This window comes from Micromonospora gifhornensis, from assembly GCF_016863515.1.
Classification (GTDB): Bacteria; Actinomycetota; Actinomycetes; order Mycobacteriales; family Micromonosporaceae; genus Micromonospora; species Micromonospora gifhornensis.
The window spans coordinates 19,643-41,953 of record NZ_BOPA01000049.1 but is presented as its reverse complement, the minus strand read 5'-3'; the positions used below and the strand labels follow the sequence as shown (position 1 = coordinate 41,953).

Below are 22,311 nucleotides of genomic sequence, written 5' to 3'. Positions count from 1 at the left end.
CGCCGACGAGGTGACCCGGGTGGCCCGCGAGGTCGGCATCGAAGGCAAGCTCGGTGGTCAGGCCCAGGTGAAGGGGGTCTCCGGCACCTGGCGGGACCTGACCGAGAACGTCAACCAGCTCGCCTCCACCCTGACCACCCAGTTGCGGGCGATCGCCCAGGTGTCGACGTCGGTGACCCGCGGCGACCTGACCCAGCGGATCGCGGTGAAGGCGCAGGGCGAGGTCGCCGAGCTCAAGGACAACATCAACCAGATGATCGTCACCCTGCGGGAGACCACCCACAAGAACGCCGAGCAGGGCTGGCTCGACTCCAACCTGGCCCGCATCGGTGGTCTGTTGCAGGGCCAGCGCGACCTCGGCGAAGTCTGCCGGATGATCATGATGGAGGTGACGCCACTGGTCGACGCGCAACTCGGCGCGTTCTTCCTGGCGGACAACTCCGAGGGCGTGATGCGGCTACGGCTGACCGCCTCGTACGGCTACGTGTCCCGAGGTCACGAGGTCACCTTCGGCCCCGGTGAAGGGCTGGTCGGGCAGACCGCCCTCTCCCGTCGGACGATCCGCGTCGGCGCCGTACCGGACGGGCGGATCACGCTGCGCTCCGGGCTGGCCGACACCCCACCGGCCGACCTGGTCGTGCTGCCGGTCCTCTTCGAGGGCGAACTACTCGGGGTGATCGAGTTCGCCAGTGTGACCCCCTTCTCCGAGCTGCACCTGTCCTTCCTGGAGCGGCTGGTCGCCACCATCGGCATCGCGGTCAACACCATTCAGGCCAACCGGCGTACGGAGGAACTGCTCGCCCAGTCGCAGCGGCTGGCCCACGAGTTGCAGGAACAGTCGGCGGAGTTGCAGCGCACCAACGCCGAACTGGAGGAGAAGGCGACCCTGCTGTCGGAGCAGAAGGGCAACATCGAGACCAAGAACCGGGAGATCGAGATGGCCCGGCTCGGTCTGGAGGAGAAGGCGCAGCAGCTCACCCGCGCCTCGGCGTACAAGTCGGAGTTCCTGGCGAACATGAGCCACGAACTGCGTACGCCGCTGAACTCGCTGCTCCTGCTGGCTCGGCTGCTGGCGGAGAACTCGGAGCGCAACCTGACCCCGAAGCAGATCGAGTTCGCCCGGACGATCCACGGCTCCGGGTCGGATCTGCTGCGCCTGATCGACGACATCCTCGACCTGTCCAAGATCGAGGCTGGGCGGATGGACGTGGAGCCGACCGAGGTCCGGTTCGAGGAGATCCGCAGTTACGTCGAGCAGGCGTTCGCCCCGCAGGCCGAGGAGAAGGGCTTGGACTTCCAGGTACGAGTGGCCAAGGATCTGCCGCCCGCGGTGGTCACCGACGCCCAGCGACTCCAGCAGATCCTGCGCAACCTGCTCTCCAACGCGGTGAAGTTCACCGACAACGGCGCGGTGACGCTGCGCATCTCCCGGGCGCCGGAGCACGCGGTCTTCGACGTACCGGCGTTGATCAACGCCCGTCAGGTGATCGCGTTCACGGTGGTCGACACCGGCATCGGCATCTCCGACGACAAGCTGTCACTGATCTTCGAGGCGTTCCAGCAGGCGGACGGCACCACCAGCCGTCGCTACGGCGGTACCGGACTGGGCCTGTCCATCAGTCGCGACCTGGCCCGGTTGATCGGCGGCACGATCACCGTCAGTTCGGTGCCCAACCAGGGCTCGACGTTCACCCTCTACCTGCCCGACGTGCTGGCGCCGGACGCCGTGGTGGCCCCGGCACCACCCTCCCCGCAGCGGGCCGGCCTGCCGTCGTCGCTGCTGATGCCACCGGTGGAGTTGCTGCCACAGCAGCCGGAGGCGCCGAAGACCCGCCAACTGGACGGTGCCACGGTGCTGATCGTCGACGACGATGTGCGCAACGTGTTCGCCCTGACCAGCGCGCTGGAACTACACGGCATGACGGTGCTCTACGCCGACAACGGCAACGACGGCGTACGCCTGCTCGCCGAGCACCCGGAGGTCGACATCGTGCTGATGGATGCCATGATGCCCGACCAGGACGGGTACGAGACCACCAGACAGATCCGGCGCAACCACCGGTTCGCCGATCTGCCGATCGTGTTCCTCACGGCCAAGGCGATGCCCGGCGATCGGGAGTCGGCGATCGTGGCGGGGGCGAGTGACTACATCACCAAACCTGTCGACCTGGACGAGCTGATCGAGTTGATGGGCTCCTGGATCAGTGGCAGCCGTACCGAGGAGGGCTCGTGACGCAGGTGGCGAAGGCGCTACTGGTCGATGACCGCCGGGAGAACCTGATGGCCCTGGAGGCGATCCTCCAGGGGCTGCCGGTGCAGTCGGTGGCGGTGGAGAGCGGGGAGGCGGCGCTCAAGCAACTGCTGGTCGACGATTTCGCGGTCATCCTGCTCGACGCCCAGATGCCGGACATGGACGGCTTCGAGACGGCCAGCCACATCAAGCGGCGCGAACGCACCCGGCACGTACCGATCATCTTCCTGACCGCCGCCGACCGGGACGCGCAACTGGCCCTGCGCGGCTACGCGGTCGGCGCGGTGGACTACCTGACCAAGCCCTTCGACCCCTGGGTGCTGCGAGCCAAGGTCTCCGTCTTCGTGGAACTCTGGACCAAGACCCGCCAGCTGGCCGCCCAGTCGGAGATGGTCCGCGAGCGCGACGCCCAGTGGCGCCTGCTCACCGACGCCGTCGACGAGGCCACCACCCTCCTACGCTCCGCCGACGACAACCCCGACGCCATCGCCCAAGCCCTGACCACCCTCGAACAAGCCCGCTGGGGCCCCACCCCCGACTAACCCCCCACCCCACCCTTTCCCCCACCCCACCCTCCCCACCGCCCCCGCCCCCGCCCCGCGCGGCCCTACCCTCCCCACGCCGCCCCCTCCCGCCGCCCCCTCCCGCCACCGCCGCGATCTTGCACTTTTCGTCGGGGCGTAACGGGGCAAGGGCGACATAGCGGCGACCATAAGTGCAAGATCGCGGCGGGGTCGCGAGCGTGGGCTGGGGTGAGGTCATGCCACTGCCGTTCGTGCCGCGATCTTGCACTTTCTGTCTCGACATAACGGGGTAAAGGCGCAGATAAGGGCGACTGCAAGTGCAAGATCGCGGGGGATTGCGACTGCAGGATCGCGGGAGTGCGCCGTGAAGGGCCGTGCACGTGTTCGCGTCAGTGCCCTAACTGTCGCGATCTTGCACTCTTCGTCGGGACATAGTGGGGCAAGAGCGGCATAAGGGCGACCATAAGTGCAAGATCGCGGGGCGGGGTGGGGCGGGGTGAGGGCTCGGGGGTGAGAGCGCCTGGGCCGTGGCCTGGGCGCGGGAGGGTGGCCAGGGCTGTGGGCGCGACCATGGCGGGCGTGGGGCGTGGGCGTGGGCGCGGCGTGGGGCGCGGGTGGGGCGGGGGTGGTTAGGGGGTGGGGGCGTCGTTGCGGATCATCAGGGCGCTGCGGAGGCCGGTGATGTCCAGGACACGGAGCAGGAACTCGCCGACGTTGGTCAGGAGGAGCAGGCTCTGGGCGTGGCTGGCCTTGCGGCTGAGTACGACGAGGGTCCCGAGGCCCTGCGAGTCGCAGAAGGTGACACCGCCCAGGTCGAGCACGATCCGGGGTGGCGGTTCGGCGAGGACCTCGTTGACGACGGTCGACAGCTGGGCGGCCGTGAGCATGTCGATCTCACCGGCAAGGCGTAGGACTGCTTCGTCGCCCGTTCGGTGTACGGTGATGGACAGTTCGGCACGATCCACCGGCTCAGCCTATCGCGATCTCGCACGTCCGGCCCGTCGAGGCGAGCCGGCCCGGGGTGGCCTTTCGCAGGTGAGCCTGGTAACCCCGCTCCGGGGTGCCTGCCGGTCCCCAGGTTGACGCTGACACAATGGCGGCATCGTGACCGAGGTGACTTCCGCCGGATCCGACCGCTACCCGGTCGACGCGCCGGCCTCAGCGGCCCTGTTCGACCGCGCTCGCGCCATCGTGCCGGGCGGGGTGAATTCTCCCGTGCGCGCCTTCCAGGCCGTCGGCGGGACGCCCCGCTTCATGGTTCGCGGTGAGGGCCCCTGGCTGTACGACGCCGACGACCGGCGCTACGTCGACCTGGTGTGCTCGTGGGGGCCGCTGATTCTGGGCCACGCCCACCCCGAGGTGGTCGCGGCGGTGCAGGCTGCCGCCGCCAAGGGCACCAGCTTCGGTACGCCGACGCCCGGCGAGGTGGAGTTGGCCGCCGAGATCGTCGAGCGCACCCCGGTCGAGCAGGTCCGACTGGTCAACTCGGGTACCGAGGCGACCATGTCGGCGATCCGGCTGGCTCGTGGCTACACCGGTCGTTCGAAGATCATCAAGTTCGCCGGCTGCTACCACGGGCACGTGGACGCGCTGCTCGCCGCCGCCGGCTCCGGCGTGGCCACCCTCGGCCTGCCCGATTCGCCCGGCGTCACCGGGGCGGCGGCCAGCGAGACGATCGTGCTGCCGTACAACGACATCGCTGCCGTCGAGGAGGCGTTCGCCGCCGAGGGTCAGCACATCGCCGCCGTGATCACCGAGGCGGCACCGGGCAACATGGGCGTGGTCGCTCCGCGGAACGGCTTCAACGAGCAGTTGGCGCGGATCGCGCACGCCAACGGCGCGCTGCTCATCATCGACGAGGTGATGACCGGGTTCCGGGTCTCCCGCTCCGGATGGCACGGCCTCGACCCGGTCGAGGCGGACCTGTGGACGTACGGCAAGGTCATGGGTGGTGGGCTGCCTGCCGCGGCGTTCGGCGGGCGCGCGGAGATCATGTCGCGGCTGGCCCCGGCCGGCCCGGTGTACCAGGCCGGCACGCTCTCCGGTAACCCGCTGGCCTGCGCCGCCGGGTTGACCACCCTGCGGCTGGCCGACGACGCGCTCTACCGCAAGCTGGACGACACCGCCGCCGTCGTGGGCAAGCTCGCCGGCGACGCGCTGGCCGCCGCCGGTGTCCCGCACCGGCTGTCGTACGCGGGCAGCATGTTCTCGATCTTCTTCACCGACGCCGACGTGGTCGACTACGACAGCGCCCGCACTCAGCAGGTGCCCGCGTTCAAGGCGTTCTTCCACGCGATGCTCGCCGCCGGGGTGTACCTCCCGCCGAGCGCGTTCGAATCCTGGTTCGTGTCGGCGGCGATCGACGACGCCGCCCTGGAGCAGATCGCCGCCGCCCTGCCGGTGGCGGCCAACGCGGCAGCAGCGGCAGGTACAGGGGGCAGCGGTGAGCGCGAGGAGTGAGCCGGTTTTGCGAGCCCCGCAGTCGCGAACGAAGGCGGGCACGGTGAGCGCGAGGAGTGAGCCGGTTTTGCGAGCCCCGCAGTCGCGAACCAAGGGGGCACAGCGGTGAGTAAGACGGTGGTCCACGTGCTTCGGCATGGCGAGGTGTACAACCCGGACGGCATTCTCTACGGCCGGCTGCCCGGATTCCGCCTCAGTGATCTGGGCGTCCAGATGGCCAAGGCCGCCGCGCAGGGGCTCGCCGACCGCGAGGTCGTGCACGTGGTGGCCAGCCCGCTGGAACGCGCCCAGCAGACCGCCGAACCGATCGCCGCGCAGTTCGGGCTGCCTGTCGGGGTGGACGAGCGGCTGATCGAGAGCGCCAACTGGTTCGAGGGCAAGCGGGTCTCGCCCGGCGACGGATCGTTCCGCGACCCGCGTAACTGGTGGGTGCTGCGCGACCCGGTCACCCCGTCGTGGGGCGAGGCGTACCGGGCGATCGCCGAGCGGATGTTCGCGGCGCTGCACGCCGCCCGGGTTGCCGCCGAGGGTCGCGAGGCCGTTCTGGTCTCCCATCAGCTGCCGATCTGGACGCTGCGCCGATATGTCGAGCGCAAGCGGCTCTGGCATGACCCGCGCCGCCGCCAGTGCGGGCTGGCCTCGCTCACCACCTTCCACTTCGACGGCGCCAAGGTCGTCGGCATCGGCTACTCGGAACCGGCCGCACACCTGGTCGCGATGTCGCCGGGTGCCCGGACGGCCAAGGGAGCCTGAGATGGCTGCCCCCAGGCTGGTCGTCGGGCTGCTCGCCGTCGCCGTGGCGGCGGTGCTGACCGGCTGCACCGGCGGCGGGCGCGAGTCGACCTGTGACAGCGCGAACGGCATCGTCGAGTGTGCTCCGGAGCAGCGCTCGGACGCCCCCAGGATCGCCGGTGAGCTGCTCACCGGTGGCTCCTACGACGTGGCCGACCAGCGTGGTCAGGTGGTCGTGGTCAACTTCTGGGGTTCCTGGTGCGCGCCCTGTCGGGCGGAGGCCGACGACCTGGAAGGCACCTACCAGGAGACCAAGGACTCCGGGGTCACCTTCCTCGGCATCAACGTGCAGGACAGCAGGGACAAGGCGATCGCCTTCGAGGAGGGCCGGGTCAGCTACCCGAGCATCTTCGACCCGGGCAGCCGGCTGGCCCTGGACATGGACATCCCGCCGAACACCATCCCGGCCACGGTCGTGCTCGACCGGGAGGGCCGGATCGCGGTGGTGATCCGGGCGGCCGTACGGCAGGAGGGCCTGCAACCCATCGTCGAGCGGATCGCCGCGGAGTCCCCCGCGCCGTCCGGCCAACGCTGATGGGTGAGACCTTCGGGCAACTCGCCGTCTCCGGCCCGTTGCTGCTCGCGGTGGGCGCGGCGGCGCTGGCCGGACTGGTCAGCTTCCTGTCGCCCTGCGTGCTTCCCTTGATGCCCGGCTACCTGTCGTACGTCACCGGCCTGGCCGGCGCCGACCTGGAAGGCCGGGGTGCAAGGAAGGGCACCTTGTTAACGCCTGCGGTAGAGGAAGGGACCCCTGTTAACACCGCCACCTCCGCCGACGGCGCAGCAGCCGAGCGCGGTGGTGGCGTCGGCACGGTGGTACGCGCAGAACGGGTCCGGGCCGGGGTGAAGGGTCGGGTGCTCGCCGGGACGCTGCTGTTCGTGGTCGGCTTCACCGTCGTCTTCGTCTGCACCGCGATCCTGTTCAGCACCATCGGCCGGGTCTTCTTCGACTACAAGCGGCCACTGGAGATCGTCATCGGCGGTCTCGTGGTGCTGCTCGGGCTGGGCTACCTCGGTGTCCTGCCCGGCCTGCAGCGTGAACTGCGGATCAACCGCCTGCCCTCCGCCGGTCTGCTCGGCGCACCCGTACTCGGTGCGGTGTTCGCGTTGACCTGGGTTCCGTGCACCGGGCCGACCCTGGCCGCGGTGCTCGGCATGGCCGCCACCAGCGGGCAGACCGACCGGGCGGTGGTGCTGGCGGTGGCGTACTGCCTGGGGTTGGGGATTCCGTTCGTCGTCTTCGGGCTGGGTTTCAACCGGCTGCTCGGGGTGTTCCAGGCGATCCGGCGTAACAGCCGCTGGGTCACCCGGATCGGCGGCGTACTCCTGATCATGATCGGGTTGGCGCTTGTCACCGGTGGCTGGACAAACGTCGTGATCTGGTTGCAGACCACCATCGGAGTGGGCGATTTCCAGGTGAGCATCTGATGACCGCTGTGGACGACCGACCGGCGGGTACGCCGGCCGAGGCACCCCGTCGCCGCCCCAACCCGCTGCTCGCCCTGGCGCGCAACTCGTGGCGGCAGCTGACCAGCATGCGTACCGCGCTGGTGTTGCTCTTCCTGCTCGCGGTCGCCGCGATCCCGGGCTCGGTGCTGCCGCAGCGCGGGGTCAACCCGGAGGATGTCCGCGACTTCTTCACCGAGCACCCCGACCTGGCGGTGTGGCTGGATCGGGTCGGCGCGTTCGAGGCGTTCAGCTCGGTCTGGTTCTCCGCGATCTACCTGTTGCTGTTCACCTCGCTGATCGGGTGCATCACGCCCCGGCTGGTCGACCACGTCCGGGCGCTGCGGGCCCGGCCGCCGGCCGTACCGAAGCGGCTCGGTCGGCTGCCGCAGCACACGGTGGCGCCCGCGCCCGACGGTGGCGTGGCGGCGGTCGCCGAGGTGCTGCGGCGTCGCCGGTGGCGGGTGGTGGTCCGCGGCGACGAGGTCTCCGCCGAGAAGGGCTACCTCAAGGAGACCGGCAATCTGATCTTCCACACCTCGATGGTGCTGGTGCTGCTCGGCGTCGCGCTCGGCTCCTGGTACGGCTGGCAGGGCAACCGGCTGCTCGTCGCCGGTGCCGACCACGTCTTCTGCAACACCCGCCAGCAGTACGCCGAGGTGAAGCTCGGCCCGCGGGTCGGCGACGACCTGCCCCGGTTCTGCCTGCAACTGGACGAGTTCGACGCCCGCTTCCTGCCGACCGGTCAGCCGGCGTTCTACAACGCGAAGGTGACCGTGGACGAGGACGGCGACCCGCCGCGCACGGCGGAGTTCTCGGTCAACTCGCCGCTGCGCCTCGACGGGGCGAACGTCTACCTGCTCGGGCACGGGTACGCCCCGGTGATCCGCTACACCGACCGGTTCGGCCGCAGCCAGACCAGCGCGGTGCCGTTCCTCAGCAACGGTGACCTCGGGCTGACCAGCGAAGGGCTGGCCGCGTTCCCGGACGCCAACGTCGATCCGGCGACCGGCGAGCGCAAGCCGGACCTGCAGATGGCCTTCGACGGGTTGTACCTGCCGACCGCTCCCCAGGAGCCCCCGTTCACCCGCTCCGAGCACCCGACCGAGGAGAACCCGCTGCTCGGCCTGGTGGCCTACCGGGGCAACCTGGGTCTGGACGGCGGCATCCCCGGCTCGGTGTACCAGCTCGACCAGCGTCAGGTGCGCAACGGTCGGCTCACCGAGATCGGCGCGAAGGAACTGCGGCCCGGGGAGAGCTGGACCCTGGACGACGGCACCACCGTCGAGTTCCTGGGCTCCGAGCCGTACATCGTGCTGTCCGTGCGGTACGACCCCGGTACGACACTGCTGCTGATCAGCTCGGTCGGCCTGGTGCTGGGGCTGATGGGGTCGCTGTTCGTCAGGCGTCGACGGGTCTTCGTGCGGCTCCTTTCGGCTGATGCAGCCGACCCCGCCGCCGGATCTCCGACGCGCGGTAGTAGTTTGATCGAGGTGGGCGGCCTGCCGCGTACCGAGCATCCCGGGTTCGCCGAGGAGTTCGCCCAACTGGTGGCGGCGATGCGCGGCGATCGACCGGCCGACGAGGTCGACGGCGTACCGGATGCGCGAGAAGGGGCCAAGTGATGTCCGCACTCTCCGACCAGCTGGTGTCGATCACCACGATGGTGTACCTGCTGGCGATGATCGGTCACGCGGTCGAGTACGCCCTGGGCAACTCCCGGGCCGTGACCGCGCCCGCCCGCGAACTTGTCGGTGCGGCGGTCGGCGCCGGTGGCGTCGCGGTGGCCGAGCGGGACACGCCCGTCGCCGATCCCGCCGGTCCGGCGCAGCGCACCACGCGGCGCGCCGAACTGGCCGGTCGGATCGCAGTCGGGCTGACCGCGTTGGGTGCGGTGCTGCACCTGGCCGGGCTGGTCACCCGCGGTATCGCCGCCGAGCGGATGCCCTGGGGCAACATGTACGAGTTCGTGCTCACGGTCTCGTTCATCGGCGTCGCCGCCTGGCTGGTGGTGCTGGTGAAGGTGCCGTCGCTGCGCCGGCTCGGGCTGTTCATGACCCTGGTCATGGTGCTGCTGGTGGCCACCGCCGAACTGGTGCTCTACACGCCGATCGTGCCGCTGGTGCCGGCGCTCGACTCGTACTGGTTCGTCGTGCACGTGTCGACAATCGTGTTCGCCTCGGGGCTGTTCCTGCTCGGCGCGGTGCCGGCGGTGGCGTACCTGATGCGGGCGGGCTACGAGCGGGGCAAGCGCAGCTTCCCGTACACCCTGGCCAAGCGGCTGCCGGCGGCGGCCAGCATGGAGCGGCTCACCTTCGTCCTGCACGCCTTCGCGTTCCCGATCTTCACCTTCGCGGTGCTCGCCGGGGCGGTCTGGGCCGAGGCGGCGTGGGGCCGCCCCTGGGGCTGGGACCCGAAGGAGACCTGGTCCTTCATCTCCTGGGTGATCTACGCCGGCTACCTGCACGCGCGGGCCACGCCGAGCGTGAAACGCAACCTGGTCGCCTGGCTGGCCATCCTGGGCTTCGCGACGATGCTGATGAACCTCTTCGGCGTGAACATCTTCTTCACCGGCCTGCACTCGTACGCCGACGTCTGATCCGCGCCGACGGGTCAGCTGTCGCCGGTTCGATGCTCGCTGGGCAGGGCCAGAGCGGCGTCGATCGCGTCGAGCACGTCCGGTTTGTCGGCTCCGGCGCTGCGCAGCAGGTCGACGGTCACCATCCGGATGTGGCCGACGATGGTGCTGACCGGCAACGGCTGCTCGTGCCGGACCAGCGGCGTCATCGCCCGGACCGCGTCGAGCGCCACCGCACTCGCCCGGTCGACGTGCCGGTCGGCCGTGTCGCCGTCGCCGGCCACGACGGCGGTGAGCACCGCGGCGGCGCAGCCGGCCAGTCGGCTGAGCCCGGCCAGCGCGGTGGCGAGCTGCGGTGGCGGCGGTTGCGGCAGCCGGGCCAGCACCACCGTCGAGCGGGCCAGCGTACGGGTGTTGCGGACGGCGTAGTCGACGTGGTCGGCGGCGGACCGGGCGGCATCGACGCGGGACCGACTGCCCCGCTCCCAGATCGCGAGGCGCAGGTTCTCGTCGGCGACCGACACCGCCCGGCGCAGCGCGGCGGTGCGCGAATCCAACTGCTGAGCCCGCCCGAAGGCGGATCGGGCCGCCTGCTCGTCGTGCCGCTGCACCGCCTGGCGGATGTCGTCGAGCACCCCGGACAGCTCCGCGAACGTCCGCCGCCCCTCGGTGTCCAGGGGCCGCAGCGGTGACTGTGCGCCGACGACCTGGGTGATCAGCAACGCGATGGAGCCGCCGATCAGCGCGTCGTAGAGGCGGGTCGGTTCGAGTTCCTGGCCCGGCGGCACCACGGCGACCAGGAAGAGCGCGGACGTGGTCAGCTGGTTACGGACGACGCCGGGAGCACCTGTGGCGACCGTTATCCCGGCCGCGGCGAGGATGACCACGAAGACGGCGGCGGTGGAGCGGGCACCGAAGACCCCGACCACCGCCTCACCGAGGACCACACCGACCGCGATACCGGCCAGGACCCGCAGGGCCCGGCGCAGCCGTACGCCCCGCGCCTGCGACAGGACGATCAGCGCGGCGGCCGGGGCGTAGAACGCCGAGAGGTCGCCGCTGCCGTGCGGGCCGCCGAGCAGACGACTGGCGACGAACCAGGACGCGGTGGTGGCCAGCGTCACCTCGACCACGAGCAGCCAACTGTCACGCAGTCGGCCTCCGGCGGTCCGGAACCAGTTCGTCACCCGGGACACGCCGTACAACGAGGTGACCGGGGGTTGCGTCGCTGTCGCCCGGTTCTGGCGCAGGCTGTGGTGGAACGCACACCATGCCGCCCACACCACCTGACCCGGGCGGCCGGAACGGCAGCACGGTGGGGGAGACTTGCTGACATGGCTGCTCGTGGGTTTCCCTACACCGATCTGAAGGATTTCCTGGCCGCGCTGGAGCGCGCCGGCGAACTGCGCCGGGTCGGCGTACCGGTCGACCCGACACTGGAGATCAGTGAGGTGGTGACCCGTACGGTCCGGGCCAACGGGCCGGCGTTGCTGTTCGAGCGGCCCACCCGGGGCGAGATGCCGGTGGCGATCAACCTGTTCGGCACCGAGAAGCGGACCGCGATGGCGCTCGGCGTCGAGTCGCTTGACGAGATCGGCAACCGGATCGGCGAGATGCTCAAGCCGGAACTGCCTGTGGGTTTCTCCGGCATGATGGGCGGCCTGGGCAAGGTGATGCAGCTCAAGTCGATGCCGCCCAAGAAGGTCAAGACCGCTCCCTGCCAGCAGGTGATCTACCGGGGCGACGACGTCGACCTGAACCGGCTGCCGGGACTTCAGGTGTGGCCGGGCGACGGCGGGATCTTCCACAACTTCGGGCTGACCCACACCAAGCACCCGGAGACCGGCAAGCGCAACCTCGGGTTGTACCGGCTCCAGCAGCACAGCCACAACACTCTCGGCATGCACTGGCAGATCCACAAGAACTCCACTGCGCACCACGCCGTCGCCGAGCGGCTCGGCCAGCGGCTGCCGGTCGCCATCGCGATCGGCTGCGACCCGGTGGTCAGCTACGCGTCGAGCGCACCGCTGCCCGCTGACATCGACGAGTACCTGTTCGCCGGGTTCCTGCGCGGTGAGCGGGTGGAGATGGTCGACTGCCTGACCGTGCCGTTGCAGGTGCCGGCGAACGCCCAGGTGGTGCTGGAGGGCTACCTGGAGCCGGGCGAGCGGCTGCCGGAAGGCCCCTTCGGCGACCACACCGGCTTCTACACCCCGGTCGAGCCGTTCCCGGTGCTGCACGTCGAGGCGATGACCATGCAGCGCGACCCGGTGTACCACACGATCGTCACCTCGAAGCCGCCGCAGGAGGACCACGGCCTGGGCAAGGCCACCGAGCGGATCTTCGCCCCGCTGCTGCGCTTCCTCATCCCGGACATCGTCGACTACGACCTGCCGGCCGCCGGGGTCTTCCACAACTGCGCGATCGTGTCGATCCGCAAGCGCTACCCGAAGCATGCGCAGAAGGTGATGAACGCGATCTGGGGCGCGCACATGATGTCGCTGACCAAGCTGATCGTGATCGTGGACGAGGACTGCGACGTGCACGACTACAACGAGGTCGCGTTCCGCGCCTTCGGCAACGTCGACTACGCCCGCGACCTGCTGCTCACCGAGGGCCCGGTGGACCACCTGGACCACTCCTCGTACCAGCAGTTCTGGGGTGGCAAGGCCGGCATCGACGCCACCCGCAAGCTCCCCAGCGAGGGCTACACCCGAGGTTGGCCCGAGGAAATGACCATGACCCCCGAAGTCATCTCCCTGGTAGACAAGCGCTGGAAGGAATACGGCATCTAATGGCGCCCCCTACCCCTACCCCCGCCCCCGACCCTCGCGATCTTGCACTTTCGGTCGCTGATTCGTCCGCTTCGTCCAGCTCTGCCCCGACGGAAAGTGCAAGATCGCGGGGGCGGGTGAAGGCGTTTTTGCGGCTTGTGGCGATTGAGCACTCGGTGTTTGCGTTGCCGTTTGCTTACCTGTCGGCGTTGACTGCTATGGCGGTCAATGGGGGGCGGGTGGGGTGGGGGGATCTGGCGCTGATCACCGTGGCGATGGTGGGGGCGCGGACGTTTGCGATGGCGGCGAACCGGATCCTGGATCGGCGGATCGATGCGCGGAATCCGCGTACCGTCAATCGGGAACTGGTGACGGGGGCGGTGAGCCTGCGGACGGCCTGGACCGGGGCGGGCGTGGCGCTGGTCGTCTTCCTGGCCGCCGCCGCCCTGCTCAACCCGCTCTGCCTGGTGCTGGCGCCACTGGCGGTGGTGCCGCTGATCGTCTACCCGTACGGCAAGCGGTTCACCAACTGGCCGCACGCGATCCTCGGCATTGCCCAGATGGTCGGCCCGATCGGGGCCTGGCTCGCGGTGACCGGCACGTTCGCCGGCTCCGGCCCGGCCTGGGTGCTCGGTGCCGCCGTCGGCCTGTGGATCGGTGGCTTCGACCTGATCTACGCCTGCCAGGACGCCGAGGTGGATCGGAAGATCGGGGTGCACAGCGTGCCCGCCCGGTACGGGCTGCGGTTCGCGCTGCACGCCTCCACCGTCGCGCACGTGGTGACGTTCGCGCTGCTCCTCTGGTTCGGTGCGCTTGTCGGCCTCGGCTGGCTCTGGTGGATAGGGCTGGCGCTGACCGCGATCGCCTTCGGCTACCAGCACCTGGTGGTCAAGCCGGACGACCTGAGCAAGGTCAACCGGGCGTTCTTCACCGCCAACGGCTTCGTCAGCATCGCCCTGTTCGTCTTCGCCCTGCTCGACCTGGTGACCCGCCTGGACCTGCGCCCCTGACCCGTCGGCGGCGGGGGACGTTAAGAAGGGGCCCCTTTACTACCGGAGGCGTTAATAAGGTGCCCTTCCTTACCCGCGTAGCGGGTGCTTTCGAGGGTCCAGTCGATGGTGCCGCGGACGGCGCGGGCCACCCCGTCGAGATGGGCGGTGACTGCCGCGTCCAGCGCCGGTCCGAACGACGGCACCGCCGCGCGTCGGTCGACGAACTGTCGCATCGACTCGTGCCAGCGTCGCGTCACCAGCTCGACCGCGTCATCCACCGGCACCTGACGCTCGGTGGCGATCGCCAGGACGAGGTTGTGCCCGCCCGAGGTGGCCGCGTCGGAGGCCAGCGAGGCGAGGTCGTTGTACCAGGAGAGCAGGTCGTTGCCGAGGTCGCGCAACTCGCGTAGCAACGGATGGTGGTAGACGGCGTCGGGCAGCGGTCGGCCGGTGACGAATTCGGTGAGCGGATAGGAGACGTCCGCCGCCGAGGTGGCCCGGCGCAGTGCGACGTACTCGGTGACGCCGGGCGCGTGACCGCGAGACTTGTTCGTCGCCTCCTGCCAGGTGCCGTCGAGGTGCCGGGCCACCGCGTCGGCGAAGCGCAACCGCCAGCGGGTCGGCATCCGGCGGTGCGGTTCCCGCCAGGCATTGACAAGCAACCGGCGCAGAGGGCCGCGCAGACCGGGATGTCGCGGCCGGGAACGACCTTGCAGCAGCAGTACCGCGCCGTCCCGTAGCCCGCGGATCTCGGCCAGTTCGAGCCGGCCCGGCCCGTCGCAGGCGTCGTCGACCAGGAAGAACCAGGTGAACAGCGCGGACAGTACGCGCAGGTCGGCCTCGGTGGCGTCCGGATAGAGCCGCCCGGCGTAGTGGGCGAAGCGGGCACCGGCCAGCCGTTGCCGCGCCGGCTCGTCGAGCGGCAGCCCGGTCTGCGGCAGCCAGCCCATCAACCAGCGCTGCGTCTCCTCGGCGTACGGGGACTGTCGGGACGCAACCGGACAGGCATCGCGTAACGCCGGCAGGATCTCGGTGGCGAGCCGCACGGGCCGGTTCTCGTCAGCGGGTCGCGTCGGCAGGGTGTGATCAGCCATCCCGGATCCTCTCCCACGTGCCACGCCTGCGCACGCCCACGCGTTCGGCCTCGGGCAGCATGCCAGGTGGTGGCCGGTCGCCGAGGTCCGGTCGGACATCAGGGCCGTTACCGGCAGATCGGGTGGCCGTCCTCGGGGTGGCTGCCCGGCGGCCGGCAGCGACCAGGCAGGCTGGAGGCATGCGTGAACCATGGGTGGTCGGGGTGTCCGGGGCGTCGGGTACGCCGTACGCGGCTGCGGTGGTACGTGGGCTGATCGACGCCGGGCAGCCGGTGGACCTGATCGTCTCCCGAGCCGCCCGGTTGACCATCCTCGACGAGACCGGACGTTCGTTCCGCGACGCACACTGGGCCGAGGATCTGTCCGCCTGGCTCGGCCGTGATCTGGACGGCGCGGATGTGCGGCACTGGCCCGCCGGCGACCTGGCGGCCGGACCCAGCAGCGGCTCGTACCCGGTGCGTGGCATGGCCGTGGTGCCCGCGAGCACGGCGGCCTGCGCCGGCATCGCGATCGGGCTGTCGAAAGACCTGTTGCAGCGGGCCGCCGAGGTCAACCTCAAGGAACGCCGGCAGGTGGTCGTCGTACCGCGCGAGACGCCGGTGACCCGCAGCCACCTGGAGCACCTGATCGCGTTGCACGATGCCGGCGCGGTGGTGCTGCCGGCCAGCCCCGGCTTCTACGGTGCGGGCGCCGCCGCTTCCGCGGCGCAACTTGTGGATTTCGTGGCGGGCAAGGTGCTCGACGCTCTAGGCGTGCCACACACCCTGTTCCACCGCTGGACCGGAACGTTGAACGCGGACCGGACCTGACGAACCGGTCCGCGTTCGATCCGCACCACTTCAGTACATGCCGGCGTTGGCCGGGCCTGGCCCGGTCGTGGCGGTCGGGCTCGCATTGCGCGCTCTGCCCATCTCGTCCGCCTCTTCCAGCATGCCCTCCCCTTCAAGCAGGGCCCGCACCTCGGATTCCCGAAACCGGCGGTGCCCTCCTGGAGTCCGGATGCTGCCGATCCGGCCCGCTGCCGCCCAGCGCGTCACGGTCTTCGGGTCAACCCGAAACAGCGCGGCGACCTCACCCGGTGTCAGCAGGCGATCTCCAGTGTCCACAGCCCCCTCCTCGCGTCGACGAAGCCCCCGGCTGAACACACTGCCCCCGGCCGGTGCGAGCCCAGAGCCGTCATGAGGGACGTATGGCAATTACAGCACCAGCGACCAGGCGTGTCCGCCAAACGCGAAAAATGCACTGAGTGGGAAGTTAGTAATGGTACCGGCGTCCCGCCCTTCGGACCCTCGGTATGGGAACTGTCGCTCTCGGTAATGTGCAACGGGTGCCGGCGTCCCGGTGTCACGCGGTGCCGACTAGGGTCTACAGTCCGTGGACGCCATCGACCTCGCCCTCGTGGACCTGCTCCGCGGCAACGCCCGCCTCTCGTACGCCGAACTCGCCCGCCAGGTCGGCCTCTCCGCTCCCGCAGTGCACGAACGCGTCGGCAAGCTGGAAGCCGGCGGGGTGATCCGGGCCTACCGGGCCGAAGTCGAGCCGGAGACCATCGGCCTGGCCGTGACCGCCCTGATCAGCGTGGTCGAGGATTCCGGCGCGGACACCGACGACGTGCTGGAGGCGGTCCGCGCCATGCCGGAGATCGAGTCCTGCTACTTCATGGCCGGCGTCGAGTCGTTCCTGCTCAAAGCCCGGGTGAGCACCATCGCCGAACTGGAGCAGTTGATCGTACGGCTGAACCGTACGCCCGGCGTGGCCTCGACGCGTACCAGCATCGCCCTGTCGACCAAGTGGGAGAACCGTCCGCAGCCGGTCGGCCCGTCCTCTTCGTAGATTCCCAGCTCCCAGCCTCGCTTGCTAGTTTGCGAGAGTGACTCATCTTGACCGGTGTGACGAGGCGAGCCGGCGGTGGGTGACCGAGGCGATCGCCGCAGTCGAGGCCGACGCGAACCGGTCCGCCGACACCCACCTGCTGCCTTTCCCCCTGCCCCGGCGCTGGGGCATCGACCTCTACCTCAAGGACGAGTCGGTCCACCCGACCGGATCGCTGAAGCATCGGCTGGCTCGCTCGCTGTTCCTCTACGGGCTCTGCAACGGCTGGATCGGGCCGGACACCACAATCGTGGAGGCATCGTCCGGCTCCACGGCCGTCTCCGAGGCGTACTTCGCCCGGATGCTGGACCTGCCCTTCATCGCGGTGATGCCCGCCTCCACCTCGCCGGAGAAGATCGCGCAGATCGAGTTCCAGGGCGGCCGGTGTCACCTGGTCGAAGATCCGGCGAAGGTGGTCATCGAGGCGCGCTGGCTCGCCGAGGACACCGGCGGGCACTACATGGACCAGTTCACCTACGCCGAGCGCGCCACCGACTGGCGGGGCAACAACAACATCGCCGAGTCGATCTACGCGCAGCTGTCGCTGGAGCGCCATCCCGTACCGGCCTGGATCGTCGTCGGCGCCGGCACCGGCGGCACCAGCGCGACCATCGGAAGGTACGCCCGCTACCGGCGACTGCCCACCAAGCTCTGCGTGGTCGATCCGGAGAACTCGGCGTTCTATCCCGCCTGGTGGATGGCCGACTGGTCGGTTCGCACCGGCCAGGGCTCCCGGATCGAAGGTATCGGCCGGCCGACCGTGGAGCCGTCGTTCCTGCCCTCGGTGGTGGACCGGATGGTGCAGGTACCCGACGCCGCCTCGCTGGCCGCGATGCGTTCCGGCTCGGCGGTGCTGGGCCGACGGGTGGGTGGCTCGACCGGCACCAACCTGTGGGGCGCCTTCGGGCTGATCGCCGAGCTGCTGGCCGCCGGTCGGACCGGCTCGGTGGTCACCCTGATCTGCGACGCGGGCGACAGGTACGCCGACACGTACTACTCCGACGAGTGGGTGAGCGCGCAGGGCCTCGACCTGGCCCCCCACCTGGCCACGATCGACCGCTTCCTGACCGACGGCAGCTGGCCCGCCTAGCTCGGCCTGGCTTCCGCTCCGGTCGGCCAGCGGTCGAGCTTTCGCTCCGGCTGCTCAACGGTCGAGCGGCCGCGGCTTGTCAGCGGGTCGTGGAGAGCTGCGCCAGGCCCGGGTAGTGCCGGACGAAGCCGTCGGCGTCCATCTCGATGTCGGCGCTGAAACCGCCGCTGGCGTACCGGAACCGGGTCGGGCCCAGCCCGGTGTAGACCTGCTCGGCCGGCAGTACCGTCAGGCTCGGCACCAGCACCCACACCACGGTGAGCGGATAGCTGGTGTCGGCGGCCTGGTCGGCCAGCCGGAGCCGGCGTACCGGCAGCGTGTTGAACAGCGGCGAGCCGCCAAGGTCCACGTCGAGAGCGTCGGCCAGCCGGTCCGGATCCTCGACGCCCGGCAGCCCGGCCGGCGCACGCCCGGCGGCGGCGAGGGCCGCGTCCAGGTCACCCTGCTCGGCGGCGGTCACCCGCCATCGATCAGTGGCCCGTTCCAGGCGTACGCTGCGTCGCCAGCCCGCTCCCTCGACCTCGACCTCGACCCGGACGCTCGCCCACTGAGGGTCGGTCAGCAGCTGGTAGCGGCAGGTGTAGGGAATCGGGTCGGCAGCCACCTGCGTGCCGTGTGCCGCCAGGCCGTGACTGTCATCAGCGAGGGCATGTTCGGCACCGGCGGTGTCGATCCGGGTCCACAGCAACGACTTCGACATGGTCGGCATGAATCGGACGTTACGCCACCCGGCCCAGGCGCGGCAGCGCCTTTGCGCCGAACACCAGCCCCCCGCTCCACCCCTGCGTGACATGTGTCGGGCTCGATCGCGTGTGCCGGTGGCTTGATCGTGCTCGATCCGGGATCGAGTGGCCTCGGGTTGAGCGTGAGACCACTCGATCCCAGTTCGAGTGTGATCTTCGGTGCGTCAGCGCAGCGTCGATCAGTGGGTACGCGCGTGGGAGCGCCCGCTCGGCGCGCGCCAGTCCTCCCGTGGCCGGTCCTGCGGGCCCCGGCCATCCGAGCGCGGCCGGTCGCCGTACCGACGCTCGCCACGGGCCGGCTCGCCGAACCGGCGCTCGCCCCGAGGGTGACCGCCGTAGCTGTGCTCACTGCGGCTCGAATCGCCGTAGCTGCGCTCGCCCCGGCTGTCCGCCCCGTAGCGGCCCGCACCCCGGGAGTCGTCGCCGTAGCGGCGCTCGCCCCGGGAGTCCGTACCGTAGCGGCCCGTGCCGCGGGAGTCGTCGCTGTAGCGACCCGTGCCCCGCGAGTCGTCCCCGTAGCGAGCCGCACCACGGGAGTCGCCGGCGTAGCGGCGTTCACCGCGTCCGGTGTCGCCGTGGCGGCGGTCGTCACGGGGCTGGTCGCCGAAACGGCGGTCGCTGACGGGTCGGTCACGGTAGCGGCGCTCGGTGGTCGGGCCGTCGAAGCGGCGCGGACCGCCGGGCCGGCTGCTTCGGCGGGGAGCCTCCGGCTCATCGCGTACGGGCACCCCGCTCGGCTCCCGTGCCCCGGTCAGCTCGGTCAACGCCGGGTCACCGGCGCGTACCCGCGTCTCCGCGGGCTGCACTCCGGCCTTCTCCAGCATCGCCAGCGTGGTGCGTCGCTGCTTGGGCAGGACCAGCGTGGCCACCGCGCCGGTCTCCCCGGCGCGGGCGGTACGGCCCGCGCGGTGCAGGTAGTCCTTCGAGTCCTTCGGCGGGTCGACGTGCAGCACCAGGGTGACCCCGTCGACGTGGATGCCCCGGGCCGCCACGTCGGTGGCGACCAGGACGTTGGTCCGTCCCTCGCGGAACTCCGCCAGGGTGCGGGTACGCATCCGCTGGGTCTTGCCACCGTGCAGCCCGCCGGCCCGCACACCGACCGCCGCGAGCTGGCTGACCAGGCGGTCCACCCCGAGCTGGGTACGGGCGAACACGATGGTCCGACCGGCGCGCGCCGCGATCGACGCGGTGACCGGGAACTTGTCGCTCGGCGGGATCAGCAGCAGGTGGTGATCCATGGTGGACACGGCTGCGGTCGCCGGGGCGGTGGAGTGGGTGACCGGGTCGGTCATGAAGCGCTTCACCAGCGCGTCCACATCGGCGTCCAGTGTGGCCGAGAAGAGCAGACGCTGCGCGTGCGCCGGAGTCTTCGCCAGCAACTCGGTGACCTCGGGCAGGAAGCCCATGTCGGCCATCTGGTCCGCCTCGTCGAGGACGGTGATCTCCACGTCGTCGAGCTTGCAGATGCCGCGTTCGATCAGGTCGGCGAGCCGGCCTGGCGTGGCCACCATGACCTCCACGCCGCGCCGCAGGGCATCGATCTGGCGGTCGTAGGGCACCCCACCCACGGCGGTCTTGAGGAACACGCCGACCGTGCGACCCAGCGGGGCCAGGGCGTCGTTGACCTGCATGGCCAACTCTCGGGTGGGCACCAGGATGAGGGCTCGCGGGCGGGACGGCCGGGCCCGGTCGCCGTCGGCGATCCGCGCGAGCAGCGGCAGCCCGAAGGCGAGGGTCTTGCCGGAACCGGTCTGCCCCCGGCCGAGCACGTCCCGTCCGGCGAGGGCGTCGGGCACGGTGGCGCTCTGGATCTCGAACGGGGCGGTGATGCCCTGCCGGGCGAGTGCCCGAACGAGCGGCTCGGGCAGGCCCAGCGCCTCGAAGGTGATCGAGTCGTCGGAGCCGGCCGCGCCGGCCGACGGCGAGGCCGGGGCGATGTCGATGTCTTGGGCGGACAGCGGGGTGCTGGAGACAGCGGAGGTGGTCAACAAAAACCTTTCGAGCGGGGCGCACATTTGCGATGTCCCGCCGCGGCACGACGCCGCCGGATCTTCAGCAAGAACGCCCAGAGGCGCGCACGGTAGCGCGCCGGGTCAGTGATCAGCCCCAAGTGTACGGCGAACGGCGAGCCGCCACCCGCGTCGGCGGGGGGTAGTGGGCGGTTTCACCCGTCGATCCACCGATCGTCATTACTCCAGCAGGCCGCTGAGCGCATTGTTCGCGACCAGTACGACCAGCACACTGATCGCCACGAGCAGTACCAGGGCGACCGCCATCACGATCACCACCCGAGTGGTGCTGCTGGAGCGTTCGGTGCCGTTGTCCGCCCAGCCCTGAGCCAGGATGTGCCCGGTCAGCGAGCCTGAATTGTCCGCTTCACCGGCCGGGAAGGCCACCGTTGCGGAGCCCGAGCCACCGGCGTAGTAGGAACTCAGATCCGCGTCGCCGGTCCGCGGCGCAGCCGGCGCGCCGCCTGCAACCGAGGACCCTGCCAGGGGTCCGCTTGTTCTCGGAGACCCTGCGAGGGGTCCGCCTGCTGTCGGGGACCCCCCGACGGATCCGGCCGTAGCCGCAGACCCCGCGACCGAGGGGCCCGATGCCGGCGACCCGGCGACGGAGCCGCCCGCAAACGGGGGCCCCGCGATGGAGCCGCCCGGCTCCACGGCGAGGGCAGCGGCCGGCAGCAGACCCGGGCGGGTCGACTGCCGAGGTGCCGCTCCCGGTGAACTCGGGGCAGGCTCGTCCCGGCGTCCGGTGGGGGTGACCGGTGGTGGCCAGACCGGCAGCGCAGGGGCCGGTACGACAGGCGCCGCACCGGCGGATTCCGGGCCGGTGGTGACGCCGGCCCGGTTCGACGCCCCCGGAGCCGTTCCGGTGACCCGCCCGGCTGGTACCGAAGCCGACCCCGACGACACGCTCGCGCTGGATGCGGGTGGGGGCGGGAACGGTGGCGCGGGCATTGGACCCGGCGGGGGCGGTGGTGCCGGCATCGGCGGAGTCGGCGGTGGCGTCGGCGGTCCCGGCAATGGCGGCGAGGGCCGGGGTGCGGGAGGTGGTGCAGGCACCGGCCCCGGCGGATACGGCACAGGCGGACCCGGAACCGGCGGCGCGGGCGGCCCCGGTATCGGTGGTGCCGGCGGCACGGGTGGACCCGGTACCGGCGGGGTCGGAGATGGCGGCGCGGGTGGCCCCGGCACCGGTGGTGCGGGGGACGGCGGCGCGGGTGGGGTTGGTGTCGGTGGAACCGGTGCTGGCGGACGTGGCGCGGGCTCCGGCTCGGGCGTCGGCGGGGTTGGCGGTTGGGCTGGTTCCGGGGGTTGGGCGGGCTCCGGCGGCTCGGGGCTGACCGGCGTGGACCGGTACACCCCGGAGGCCCTGCCGCCGGCACCGGCGGCCTGCGCCTCGTCGACGCTCACCCGGCTCATTCCCGGCACCCGGACGCTGGCCCGCACCGGTCCACCCACCCTGCCGGCGCCAGCAGGCGACGCGAGCCCGGCTGCGCCAGGCTGCGACGCGAGGCCGGCCGCGCCAGGCTGCGACGGGAGGTCGGCTGCGCTAGGAGGCGATGCGGGGCTGGCTGCGCCGGGAGGTGACGCGAGGCCGGTTGCGGCGGCCGGTAGCGCGGGTCCGGTCGGGCCGGCCGGCGACGTGGGTGCGGTCCCTACTGGTGGGGCGGGTTCCCTGCTGGCCGGCCG

The 22,311-nt window shown here is 70.8% G+C and carries 21 protein-coding genes; 14 read left to right on the top strand and 7 right to left on the bottom strand.

Annotated elements, in window-relative coordinates:
- On the top strand, positions 1–2,233 hold a 2,233-nt coding region (locus Vgi01_RS27055), incomplete at its 5' end, for a hybrid sensor histidine kinase/response regulator (RefSeq protein ID WP_204292958.1).
- The gene (locus Vgi01_RS27050; protein ID WP_102660461.1) at positions 2,230–2,793 is read left to right on the top strand and encodes a response regulator; all 564 of its coding nucleotides are present in this window, start codon (positions 2,230–2,232) and stop codon (positions 2,791–2,793) included. The genes Vgi01_RS27055 and Vgi01_RS27050, both read left to right, overlap by 4 nt.
- Before the next feature lie 611 nt (positions 2,794–3,404).
- Here the strand turns inward: Vgi01_RS27050 and Vgi01_RS27045 are convergent.
- Complete coding sequence (locus Vgi01_RS27045) at positions 3,405–3,740, bottom strand: STAS domain-containing protein (RefSeq protein WP_102660071.1); 336 nt, start codon at positions 3,738–3,740, stop codon at positions 3,405–3,407.
- 139 nt (positions 3,741–3,879) lie between these two features.
- On the opposite strand from Vgi01_RS27045, the gene hemL reads away from it, so the two are divergent.
- The 6 genes from hemL (at position 3,880) to ccsB (ending at position 10,072) form a co-directional block, all read left to right on the top strand.
- Positions 3,880–5,235 (top strand): glutamate-1-semialdehyde 2,1-aminomutase, encoded by a 1,356-nt coding sequence (gene hemL, locus Vgi01_RS27040; RefSeq protein WP_204292957.1) that lies wholly within the window; start codon positions 3,880–3,882, stop codon positions 5,233–5,235.
- A 105-nt stretch (positions 5,236–5,340) separates the two neighbouring features.
- Positions 5,341–5,988 carry a histidine phosphatase family protein gene (locus tag Vgi01_RS27035; protein ID WP_102660069.1) on the top strand — a complete coding sequence of 216 codons (648 nt, stop codon included), beginning with the start codon at positions 5,341–5,343 and terminating at the stop codon, positions 5,986–5,988.
- 1 nt (position 5,989) lies between these two features.
- Complete coding sequence (locus Vgi01_RS27030; RefSeq protein WP_102660068.1) at positions 5,990–6,562, top strand: TlpA family protein disulfide reductase; 573 nt, start codon at positions 5,990–5,992, stop codon at positions 6,560–6,562.
- Positions 6,562–7,455 (top strand): cytochrome c biogenesis CcdA family protein, encoded by an 894-nt coding sequence (locus Vgi01_RS27025; RefSeq protein WP_102660067.1) that lies wholly within the window; start codon positions 6,562–6,564, stop codon positions 7,453–7,455. Before Vgi01_RS27030 ends, Vgi01_RS27025 begins: the two co-directional genes overlap by 1 nt.
- On the top strand, positions 7,455–9,098 hold the full coding sequence (locus tag Vgi01_RS27020) for a cytochrome c biogenesis protein ResB (RefSeq protein WP_102660066.1): 1,644 nt from the start codon (positions 7,455–7,457) through the stop codon (positions 9,096–9,098). Before Vgi01_RS27025 ends, Vgi01_RS27020 begins: the two co-directional genes overlap by 1 nt.
- The gene (gene ccsB / locus Vgi01_RS27015) at positions 9,098–10,072 is read left to right on the top strand and encodes a c-type cytochrome biogenesis protein CcsB (RefSeq protein WP_204292956.1); all 975 of its coding nucleotides are present in this window, start codon (positions 9,098–9,100) and stop codon (positions 10,070–10,072) included. Before Vgi01_RS27020 ends, ccsB begins: the two co-directional genes overlap by 1 nt.
- 14 nt (positions 10,073–10,086) lie before the next feature.
- On the opposite strand, the gene Vgi01_RS27010 is transcribed toward ccsB, so the two are convergent.
- Positions 10,087–11,238, bottom strand: a complete 1,152-nt coding sequence (locus Vgi01_RS27010; protein ID WP_204292955.1) for an FUSC family protein — start codon at positions 11,236–11,238, stop codon at positions 10,087–10,089.
- Positions 11,239–11,385: 147 nt separating this feature from the next.
- On the opposite strand from Vgi01_RS27010, the gene Vgi01_RS27005 reads away from it, so the two are divergent.
- Both Vgi01_RS27005 and mqnP read left to right on the top strand, forming a co-directional pair.
- Entirely contained in the window at positions 11,386–12,846 is a 1,461-nt protein-coding gene (locus tag Vgi01_RS27005) for a menaquinone biosynthesis decarboxylase (protein ID WP_102660063.1), read from the top strand.
- Positions 12,846–13,835, top strand: a complete 990-nt coding sequence (gene mqnP / locus Vgi01_RS27000; RefSeq protein ID WP_204292954.1) for a menaquinone biosynthesis prenyltransferase MqnP — start codon at positions 12,846–12,848, stop codon at positions 13,833–13,835. Before Vgi01_RS27005 ends, mqnP begins: the two co-directional genes overlap by 1 nt.
- A 20-nt stretch (positions 13,836–13,855) precedes the next feature.
- Here mqnP and Vgi01_RS26995 read toward each other — a convergent pair whose 3' ends face one another.
- Complete coding sequence (locus Vgi01_RS26995) at positions 13,856–14,911, bottom strand: terpene synthase family protein (RefSeq protein ID WP_204292953.1); 1,056 nt, start codon at positions 14,909–14,911, stop codon at positions 13,856–13,858.
- A 179-nt stretch (positions 14,912–15,090) separates the two neighbouring features.
- Here Vgi01_RS26995 and Vgi01_RS26990 point away from each other — a divergent pair, with 179 nt between their 5' ends.
- Positions 15,091–15,720: a UbiX family flavin prenyltransferase gene (locus tag Vgi01_RS26990; RefSeq protein WP_204292952.1), complete on the top strand. Its 630-nt coding sequence runs from the start codon at positions 15,091–15,093 to the stop codon at positions 15,718–15,720.
- Between the two features lie 30 nt (positions 15,721–15,750).
- On the opposite strand, the gene Vgi01_RS26985 is transcribed toward Vgi01_RS26990, so the two are convergent.
- On the bottom strand, positions 15,751–16,017 hold the full coding sequence (locus tag Vgi01_RS26985; RefSeq protein ID WP_102660059.1) for a BldC family transcriptional regulator: 267 nt from the start codon (positions 16,015–16,017) through the stop codon (positions 15,751–15,753).
- A gap of 268 nt (positions 16,018–16,285) precedes the next feature.
- Between Vgi01_RS26985 and Vgi01_RS26980 the strand changes: the two genes are divergently transcribed.
- Both Vgi01_RS26980 and cds1 read left to right on the top strand, forming a co-directional pair.
- Positions 16,286–16,744, top strand: coding sequence for an Lrp/AsnC family transcriptional regulator (locus Vgi01_RS26980; protein ID WP_102660058.1), 459 nt, complete (start codon positions 16,286–16,288; stop codon positions 16,742–16,744).
- A gap of 37 nt (positions 16,745–16,781) precedes the next feature.
- Entirely contained in the window at positions 16,782–17,873 is a 1,092-nt protein-coding gene (gene cds1, locus Vgi01_RS26975; protein WP_204292951.1) for an L-cysteine desulfhydrase Cds1, read from the top strand.
- A gap of 79 nt (positions 17,874–17,952) precedes the next feature.
- Here cds1 and Vgi01_RS26970 read toward each other — a convergent pair whose 3' ends face one another.
- From Vgi01_RS26970 to Vgi01_RS26960, 3 genes are all read right to left on the bottom strand, one after another.
- On the bottom strand, positions 17,953–18,582 hold the full coding sequence (locus Vgi01_RS26970) for a putative glycolipid-binding domain-containing protein (protein ID WP_199180317.1): 630 nt from the start codon (positions 18,580–18,582) through the stop codon (positions 17,953–17,955).
- A 213-nt stretch (positions 18,583–18,795) separates the two neighbouring features.
- Positions 18,796–20,604, bottom strand: a complete 1,809-nt coding sequence (locus Vgi01_RS26965; RefSeq protein WP_373307050.1) for a DEAD/DEAH box helicase — start codon at positions 20,602–20,604, stop codon at positions 18,796–18,798.
- A 201-nt stretch (positions 20,605–20,805) separates the two neighbouring features.
- Entirely contained in the window at positions 20,806–21,012 is a 207-nt protein-coding gene (locus Vgi01_RS26960; RefSeq protein WP_204292950.1) for a hypothetical protein, read from the bottom strand.
- 530 nt (positions 21,013–21,542) lie between these two features.
- Between Vgi01_RS26960 and Vgi01_RS26955 the strand changes: the two genes are divergently transcribed.
- Positions 21,543–21,962, top strand: coding sequence for a hypothetical protein (locus Vgi01_RS26955; protein ID WP_204292949.1), 420 nt, complete (start codon positions 21,543–21,545; stop codon positions 21,960–21,962).
- Positions 21,963–22,311: the final 349 nt, after the last annotated feature.